Genomic DNA, 222 nt, shown 5'->3' on the forward strand with positions numbered 1-222 from the left:
CCGCGTCCAGGCCCGCTTCGGATTCGGAAAGAAGAAGGCCCCGCCAAAGAAGGCCGCCTCCAAAGGCTTCATCACCGACCGACCGCTGTGGTTCCCCGGCGCCAAGGCGCCGGAATATCTCGACGGCTCGCTCGTCGGCGACTACGGCTTCGACCCCTTCGGCCTCGGAAAGCCCGTTGAGTACTTGCAGTTCGATTTGGACTCGCTCGATCAGAATTTGGC

At 62.6% G+C, this 222-nt stretch carries 1 protein-coding gene; it reads left to right on the plus strand.

What is annotated here, in order from left to right:
* On the plus strand, positions 1 to 222 hold a 222-nt coding region (locus D2V08_RS18145; protein ID WP_147374020.1), incomplete at both ends, for a chlorophyll a-b binding domain-containing protein.

The organism is Flagellimonas lutimaris (assembly GCF_003581615.1).
In the GTDB taxonomy this organism is placed as follows: Bacteria; Bacteroidota; Bacteroidia; order Flavobacteriales; family Flavobacteriaceae; genus Flagellimonas; species Flagellimonas lutimaris.